This window comes from Chthoniobacter sp. (genome assembly GCF_040003245.1).
GTDB lineage: Bacteria > Verrucomicrobiota > Verrucomicrobiia > Chthoniobacterales > Chthoniobacteraceae > Chthoniobacter.
The window spans coordinates 1-8,556 of the sequence record NZ_JBDUCX010000271.1; the positions used below are offsets into that span (position 1 = coordinate 1).

At 64.9% G+C, this 8,556-nt stretch carries 6 protein-coding genes and 1 pseudogene; all 7 read right to left on the reverse strand.

The features are described from left to right. On the reverse strand, positions 1–490 hold a 490-nt coding region (locus tag ABJF10_RS26385), incomplete at its 3' end, for a DUF1501 domain-containing protein (RefSeq protein ID WP_348547615.1). A gap of 2 nt (positions 491–492) precedes the next feature. After that, positions 493–2,772 carry a PSD1 and planctomycete cytochrome C domain-containing protein gene (locus tag ABJF10_RS26390; protein ID WP_348547616.1) on the reverse strand — a complete coding sequence of 760 codons (2,280 nt, stop codon included), beginning with the start codon at positions 2,770–2,772 and terminating at the stop codon, positions 493–495. Further along, positions 2,769–3,494 carry a GntR family transcriptional regulator gene (locus ABJF10_RS26395; protein WP_348547617.1) on the reverse strand — a complete coding sequence of 242 codons (726 nt, stop codon included), beginning with the start codon at positions 3,492–3,494 and terminating at the stop codon, positions 2,769–2,771. The genes ABJF10_RS26390 and ABJF10_RS26395 overlap by 4 nt, the downstream gene beginning before the upstream one ends. 34 nt (positions 3,495–3,528) lie before the next feature. Next, positions 3,529–3,852 carry a hypothetical protein gene (locus ABJF10_RS26400; protein WP_348547618.1) on the reverse strand — a complete coding sequence of 108 codons (324 nt, stop codon included), beginning with the start codon at positions 3,850–3,852 and terminating at the stop codon, positions 3,529–3,531. A 134-nt stretch (positions 3,853–3,986) separates the two neighbouring features. Continuing rightward, positions 3,987–7,520 (reverse strand): PQQ-binding-like beta-propeller repeat protein, encoded by a 3,534-nt coding sequence (locus tag ABJF10_RS26405; protein WP_348547619.1) that lies wholly within the window; start codon positions 7,518–7,520, stop codon positions 3,987–3,989. 45 nt (positions 7,521–7,565) lie between these two features. Continuing rightward, the gene (locus tag ABJF10_RS26410) at positions 7,566–8,264 is read right to left on the reverse strand and encodes an SDR family NAD(P)-dependent oxidoreductase (protein ID WP_348547620.1); all 699 of its coding nucleotides are present in this window, start codon (positions 8,262–8,264) and stop codon (positions 7,566–7,568) included. A 3-nt stretch (positions 8,265–8,267) separates the two neighbouring features. Then, positions 8,268–8,556, reverse strand: a pseudogene (locus ABJF10_RS26415) (gfo/Idh/MocA family oxidoreductase); the annotation flags it as partial.

The following is an 8,556-nucleotide window of genomic DNA, read 5'->3' on the forward strand; positions in this document are numbered from 1 at the left end:
AGAACGCCTGCTCGCCGGTGTTCATCTGGAGGCACGCGCCGTTGTGGTTGATGTTATCCGCGACCATCGAGCGGATGACGCAAATGTCATCCACACAACCCGAGATATGCGGCAGCAGTTCGCTCACCTCGGTGCCACACTGGCCGCGCGGCGCGAATTTCCACGGCGAGCCGAGCAGGTTGCCGGTCTTCGTGCGCTCGAGCTTGGGTTTTTCAAAGGGCAGCGGCTGGCCCTGCATTTCCGCGAGCTTCGGTTTCGGGTCGAAGAGGTCCACGTGCGACGGGCCGCCGGACATGAAGAGGAAGATGACACGTTTCGCTTTCGCGGGAAACGGCGGCGCTTTGACCGCCAGCGGATTGGCCGCCTCGGTGGCGAAGACGTTTTCCCCGAGCAAGCTCGCCAGGCCGAGCATGCCGAAGCCGTTGGCGAACTGGCCGAGCATTTGCCGCCGGGAAACCGGCGCGCGGGAAGTGAAATCGGGGAGGTTCATGGTTAGTCGAGGTAGATGAACTCGTTGGCGCAGAGCAGCACCTGGCAATAGGCTTCCCACGCAGTGTCGTCCCCGGCGGAGACGGCACGTTCGCCGAGCGCGAGTTCCTGCGGCGCGGGTGGACGGCTGTAGAGGGTCTCGTAGAGCCAGCGGACGCGATCGGTATCGGCGCTCGCGGTGCCGCGGGCGCGGGTGGCGAGGGCGCGGGTGGCGAGGGCGCGGGCTTGCGCGAGCACCAAGGGATGATTGAGCAACCAAAGCGCTTGCGGCGCGACAGTCGATTCGATGCGCTTCTCCACGATCGCCGTGGGATCGGCGGCGTCGAAGAGCATCTGGTAGGTGGCGCGATCCGCGCGGATGGTGCTGATGTAGAGTGTGCGGCGCGGGGCCGAGAGATCGCGGACGCTTGGCCCACCATCCTTGAGATCGAGGCTGCCGGAGGCGAAGAGCATCGCGTCGCGCAACGACTCGGCTTCGAGACGGCGGCGGTTCTGCCGGCCGAAAAGAAGATTGTCCGGATCGCTGGCCGCGGTCGCCGAAGTGTCGGCCTGCTGATAAGTCGCGGAGTTGACGATGAGCCGGTGCATGGCCTTGATCGACCAGCCGGACCGGATGAATTCCGCGGCGAGCCAGTCGAGCAACTCGGGGTGCGTAGGCGCGATGCCAAGCCGGCCGAAGTTGTTCGGCGTGCGCGCGAGCCCTTCGCCGAAATGGTGCTGCCAGATGCGGTTGACCATCACGCGCGCGGTCAGCGGATTCCGCGGGCTCGAGAGCCAGCGGGCCAGTTCGAGGCGTCCGCTGCCCTCTTGAATGGGAGTTTGTTTTTCTCCGGCAAGGATGACTGGAAAGCGGCGCGGAATGGTGTCGCCGAGCCGATCGTAACGCCCGCGCACGTGGATGCGCGCATCGTGAAATCCTTCATAGGCGGTCTTTGGGATGCCGCCTTCCTGCAAACCATGGCACGCCGGGAAGGTCTTCGTTTCAGCGCTCACGCGGACCCGTTCCTTTTCGAGCGCGGTGATGTCCGTGGGATCTTCCGCGAGCGCCTTGTCGATCGCCGCGATGCGCTGTTGCATGGCCGCTCGCCGGCGCTCCTGCTCCTCGGGCGAAAGGATCGGGATGCGCATGATTTTTTCACCGGCAGTCTTGGGCGCAAATTGATCGAGGATGTGGCTGCTGAAAAAGAAGCCGGCGAGGCCGTAGTAATCGGCGTTGGTGATCGGGTCGAACTTGTGATCGTGGCAGCGGGCGCAGGCCAGCGTGAGCCCGAGAAAGGCGCGGCCGGTGACGTCGATCTGGTCGTCGACGATATCGGTGTGGGCCTTTTCCTTGTCGGCATCGCCGTTGCCCCAGTTGCCAATCGCGTACATGCCGGTGGCGATGAGCTTGCCGGCGTCGAAGGGTGTGCCCGGCTGCTTCAGTAGCAAATCCCCGGCGACCTGCTGCTGGATGAATTGATCGTAAGGCAGGTCGGCGTTGAAGGAGCGCGTGACCCAATCGCGATAGCGCCAGGCCTCGGCGACGTCGCCTTCGCCGCCGAAGCCGCGCGTGTCGAGCGAATCGGTGTAGCGGACGACGTCCAGCCAATGCCGCGCCCAGCGCTCACCGTAGCGCGGCGAAGCGAGCAGGCGCTCGACCACGCGCGAGAAGGCATCGGGGGAATCGTCGGCGAGGAACGCGGCGACTTCTTCCGGCGTGGGCGGCAGGCCGGTGAGATCGAAAGTGACGCGGCGCAGGAGGGTGCGCGGATCGGCGCGCGGCGCGGAGGTGAGGCCGGCTTGGTGGAGACGGGCGCCGATGAAGTCGTCGATTTGGGATGGCGTGGGCGGCGCTGCGCTGGGAGCCGGCAGCGGTTGAAAGGCCCACCAGGCTTTGGCTTCCGCCGGGGTCATGCCGCCGATTTTCGCGACGATTTCGCGGGGATCGGGCGCGCCCATTTTCACCCACTCGCTGAGCGTTGCGATCTCCTCATCACTCAGCTTTTTCTTGGGCGGCATCGCGAGGTCCTTGTCAAGATGGCCGATCGCCTTGATGAGCAACGATTCATCCGGGTTGCCGGGGACGATCGCGGGTCCGGTGTCGCCGCCTTTTTCCCAGCCGCTGCGCGAATCGAGGGCGAGGCCGCCTTTGATCTTCTTGTCGTGCGAATGGCACTCGAAGCAGCGCTGGGCGAGGAGCGGGCGCACCTTCGCGTCGAAGAAGGCGGCGTCCTGCGCGGACACCGCGGCGTCACCGGTGACAGGGAGCACCAGCACCGCCAGAAGAAGCAGCCGGGCTTTCATAGCTTCTCCAAGGTTGCGCCCCGCAGTTTGGGCTTGGACTCTGCTGCCGCCGGGAATTCCGCGAGCGACCATTCGAGCGAACGTTCGATGTGGGAGGACATCGTTTCCGCCGCATGCGCCGGCTGGCCCGAGGCGAGCGCAGCCAGCAGGAGCCGATGGGAACCGACCGTGATTTGGCGCGGCTCGAAATCCAGTTTCTCCTGCAGGCGATGCGTGTAGGCGAGGCACATCTCGAATTGCCAGCGAATGCCCCGCCAGGCGGCCAGCAGGCGGCGGTGGCCTGACAGGCGGACGACGTATTCGTGCATCTCCACGTCGAGGTGGGAGAGTTCGCCGAGCGTGGCCGCGAGTTCCTGGCGCTGGATGTTTTCCTCGATCGCGCGCGTGTTTTCGTCGTTCCATTGCGCGGCGGCGAGGCGCGCGGCCATGCTCTCCAGGGCCATGCGCATGGAGCAGATTTCCTCGAAATCCTTGGCCGTGAGCGGGCGCACGCGGGTGCGGCTACGGTCGTTGAATTCGACCAGTCCATCGCGCTCCAAGGCAATGAGAGCCTCGCGAATGGGCGCCCGGCTGGCCCCGAACTGCGCGGCCAGCACCGGCTCGGCGAGGGGCGTTCCCGGTTTGAACTGCCCGCCAACGATAGCGTGGCGCAGGCGGGTGGTGACCTCTTCCGCGAGGTTTTTGCGATTCTGTGCTTCGGCAGGCTTGGGGGTGGAGGACATGCGAGGAGCGGCTTGGAATAAAGTGTCGACACTTTTAACCGCGCAGCCAGCGAAATCTTTGAAGGACTTCTGCGCGGGCGATTTTGGGCAGCGAGGCGATTTCGCCGATTTGGAAGAGAATATTCATGGGTCGGAACTGGTCGGAACCATCCGGAACGTCTCTGTAGAGCGAGGGGGCACGAGCTAAGTCGCCGCTGCGCAACATAAAAAATGACGCCGCCTCTGATTCTCGTTGTCGGAACTCCTGGAATTCCTGGAATTCAAAGGTCGGAACTAGCCGGAACTGGCCGGAAGTCTCTGTAACCGACAGTCGGGATACCGCGGGGTAGTCCTCGTTTTCGCGGACTTTATTTTCCAATATAGTGAATGGATAATGAGCCACAATTGGGAATATAAGCGCTCAAATAATAGTGTCAAATGGAGCCTTGGGACATACCGAGGGTGCCCCGCCTCAACGACAATGCGGTGCTGGCGTGACGATGTTCGGCGACGTTACTTCGGCAGTGCGAAGGCCATCCAGGCGTCGCCGGTGGGGCCGCCGAGTTTGCCGCCGCCCGTAACCGGGACGACGATGAATTGGCGTCCCCCGGCCTCATAGCTCGCAGGCGGCGCGGTGGAGTGCAGCGGAAGCTGGTAGCTCCAGAGTTCGGTGCCGGTGCCGGAGTCGAAGGCGCGCAGCTTCTGGTCGCGGGTGCCGCCGGCGATGACGAGGCCGGTGGCGGTGACCATGCAGCCACCGAAATTTTCCTGGCCCGTCTTTGGCACGCCTTTGGCCGCGAGTTCAGGGTATTCGCCGAAGGGAACTTTCCACGCGATCCGGCCGGTGTTGAGGTCGAGGCAGGTGAGCGTGCCCCATGGCGGCTTGCAGCCGGGGTAACCCTCGTGATCGATGAGACGGTTCCAGCCGCCGAAGGTCCATTTGACGGGCGCGTTCGGATTCACCGGCGGAATGGGGCGATCACGGCAGAGGAGGAAATCGAGGAGCGGCTTGATCTGCTCCTCGGTGAGTTGCGCCATGGGCGGCATCGAGCCCTTGCCGTTCTTGAGCTGGGAGCGGATCTCTGCTTCGGAGAGACGCAACCGCACGCCGCGCAGCGGCGGAGCGTGGCCGATGCCTTTGCGATCCGGCCCATGGCAGGCGAAGCAAATGGATTGATAGACCTTTTCGCCCTCGGTCGGCGGCTTGAGCGGCTCGGGATCGCTGTCGCGGAAACAGGTGACGAACCACGGGATTTCATTGGCCGTAACGTAGAGGCGCCCGGTGCGCGGATCGAACGACGCGCCGGTCCATTCCGCGCCGCCGTGGATATTGAAGAGCAGCGTCGGCTTCGCTTCCTCGATGCTCGGATACGGGCCGGAATTGGCGCGTTGCACGACGGGGAGCACGACCGCCTGGGCCTCGGGAGCGGCGGGCAAATCGGCCATGGTGTAGGCCTGACGCGCGAAGGGCTGCGGCAGCTCGGGCATGGGCTGCATGGGCGCGGGCTGGTCGCCGGGCAGCGAGCGAGTGGCCACGCGGACGAGCCGGTAATCGTAAAGCGGCTGGCCCGTGACGCGATCGAGCAGTAACGTGTTGCCGAGCTTGGTGACCTGCGCCACGGCATCGACCTTCACGCCATCCCGCTCGACGGTGACGAGATTCGGCGGCGCGGGAATGTCCCAATCCCAGATATCGTGGCGGACTTCCTGAAAGTGCCAGAGCCGCTTGCCGGTCAGCGCATCGAGGGCGATGACGCAATCGCCAAAGAGATTGTCCCCGAGGTGGCCCATGCCGAGGTAGTTGGGCTTGGGCGAACCGGTGGAGACGAAAGCGATGCCGCGCGATTCGTCCAGGGCCATGCCACCCCAGCAGTTCGCGCCATCTTCAATGCGGCTCCAGGTCTCGCTGCCGTACTGGCCGGGATCGGGCTTGGTCTTGAACGTCCACAAGAGCGCACCGGTGCGCACGTCGTAACCGAAGACATCGCCGAGATAGCCGGCGGCGACCAGGACGTTCTGGTAAATCGCGGCCACGGTGCTCGTGGCGGTGGGAATATTGGTGCGGCCGTTTTCGCCGAAGTTCGCGAGCACCTTGCCGGTCTTTGGATCGAGCGCGTAGAGCCAGTTGCCCGCACCGAAAATGACACGCGCGGGATTCCGGGCATCGCCTTTCCAGTAGAGCAGACCGCGCCGGGCGGGTTGATCCTCGAGCCGCTTGCCTTCCTTCGGCACGTTGAAGCGCCACAGTTCCGTGCCGGTGGTCGCCTCGAGGGCGACGATGTTCCAGCCCGCCGTGGGCGCGTACATCACGCCATCGACGATGATCGGGTTGCACTGGATGTTCGCCTTGCCGTCGCCGGAGTGATAGGTCCACGCAAGTTCGAGTTTCGCGACGTTCGATTTGTCGATGGCCGTGAGCGCGGAGAAACGATTGGACGTCGGCCCGCCGAGCGAGCGGTCCCAAGTGCGATAGTCATCCATTTTCGGCCACCCGTTGGCGCGGGTGAGTTCCGCGGTCTTGGCGGCGGGGATGGTGAATGTCTCCGGGACATTGGCCTGTGGGGTGGGTGCCGGGTTACGGGCGGTGAGGTCGTCGAAGTTCCACAAGCCGAGGGTCTGCGCATCCTTCGGCAGCGGTGCGTCGGTTGGTGCGGAGATTTCGCGCACGCCCTTGGAGATACGCACGTCGTCGACCGCACCATCGCAGCCGATCGTTCCTTCCACGAGGCGTCCAAACGCGAGGCCCCCAGCCACCGCTTGTCCGTTGAGCGGCGGGCACGGCGCATCCTTCACGAGTTTACCGTCGACGTAGAGACGGACACGGGTCACTTCCAGCACCGCGGCGAGCGCGTGCCACTGGCCATCGCAAATGTTCGCGCCGCCCGACACGCTGCCGCCGCGCCCCGGCTGAAAGACGCTGAACAATCCGCTGCCCGAGAAGGTGTAGAGTTCCCAGTGCTCCGCCGATTTCTTCGGATCGTTCGCGGCGAGGATGTTGAAACCGTGGGCGCCATTGAGTTTAGCGCGGCATTCGATCGTGAGCGGAAGTTCATGATACGCCGGCTGGCCCTCCACGAGCATCCCGCCGGTGAGCGCCGTGCCAAAGGCCGGCGAAAGCGACGGCACCCCGCTGGAAATGCTCGGTGGTGGCGGCGTTGATTTCTTCCACGAGCGCGGCGTCGGTTTCTGACCGGCCGGTTTCCCATCGAGTTGGGCCACGAGCCAATCCAGCCCATCGCGATTGTCGAGCAACCGCGCCTCCGCATCTTCGCTCGTGTGGTTGAGGAGGCCGACCGGCCCGCGCCAGCCGCTATCGCGGAGCAGCTTCAACAACGAGAGATCGAGTTCGCCCTGCCCGAGCGGGAGGATCATCTCGCCGCCACGAGTCATGCCGTTGAGGTTGAAGGCCAGCAGATGTGGCTTCATCTTCTCGATCAGTTGCGGCAGGCGATCGAGGTGGTCGTGGCCATGGTGAAGATTGTAGACCAGGCCGACGTTGGTGATGCCGTCGCGCTGCAACCGGGCGATGATCTCGAGTTGATTCTCCGGCTCACCGTACCAGCCGCCGTGATTGTAGAGCGCCACTTGCAAGCCGAGCGGGGCGGCCGCTTCCGCGATGGTCTTGATGCGCTTCGCCTCGGTCTCGACGCGCGCGGCTTGTTCCGCGGCGTCCTTGGTCGGGGCGCCGCCGCCGCTCACCCAGAGCTGCGGCTTCACGCCGTGCCGCTGGAAGAGCGCGAGGGCCTTCTGCGCGTCCTCGTTGAGCTGCCCGGGAAACCACCAGGCCGTGAGCTCGATGTGATGCCGTTGCAACGCGTCGAGCTCGGCGTCCCAGGTCGGTATGTGCTCCGCGCGGTAATCGTAGGCGAAGCGTTTGATGCCGATCTTTTCCAGCATCGCCGCGCGCTCTTCCGGTCCGCGCCTCTGCGCATCGAAAGGGACGATGCACCAGGCGACGAGGTTATCGTGCGCGAAGATGTCGGGAGCGGATTGCGCGGGGGCGCAAATGCCGAGCGCGAGAAGGAGAGCGAGGCAGCGGAGGAACATGGGCATATGTTTAGAACCGCCCAGCCCGCGGATTAAGCGGTTTTTCTAACGCGGGCGGACGATCATTTCCTCGATGATGACGCGCGACGGGAGATTGATCGCGAGGAGGGCGCACTCGGCGATGTCTTCGGGCTGCATCATCTTCGCGCGAGCGGTCGCGTCGGGCACGACCGGGCGCTTGGCGAGAATCGGCGTGTCGATATCGCCGGGGAAAATGGCGCAGGCGCGGACGCCGCGGGTGCGTTCCTCGGCGTTGATCGCGGAGGTGAGGCCGGCCATGCCGAACTTGGAAATCACGTAACCGGGGCCAGCCTTGGGCGAAGCGGCTTTGCCGGCATCGGAGACGATATTGATGACCGTGCCAGAGCCGCGCGAACGCATCTGCGGAAGGAACGCCTGCACGCAATAGTAAGCGCCGTTGAGGTTGGCGTTCATCATCTCGTGATAATCGGGGAGCGTGAGCACCTCGAGCGCGCGGTGCGGGACGTTGGTGCCGGCGGCGTTGACGAGCACTTCGACGCTGCCGAACTCCGCGAGCACCTGCTGCCCCATCTTCGCCACATCGTCGGAGCTGCCGACGTCGCAGGGAATGACGAGCGCGCCGGGGCACTGCGCGGCGACGGTTTCGAGGGGTTCGCGGCGGCGGCCGAGCAGGGCGACGCGCCAGCCTTGTTTGGCGAGGGCGATGGCGATGGCGGCGCCTACGCCGCTGCCGGCTCCGGTGATGACGGCGGTTTTTTCCATAGATCAGTCGTTGGGAAGTTCGACCCACGCATGCGTGCCCGCGGAGATCAGGGTGGCGTCGATGACGGCCTGGGTGCGGACGCCGTCGTGGAAGCTGGGCACGCACGGGCGCTGGTTGCGGATGGCGTCAATGAACTCGAACGCCTGGTCGTAGCGGAAGGTGATGAGCGGATCGCCGTCGCTGGGGTCGCGCGGGCAGCCGGGCCAGACCCAAAATTCGCGAGGTACGGGGATGGGCGCGAGACCGGGGCCGCCAAGCTTGCCGTACTGCAGTTCGTTCCATTTGCCGGTG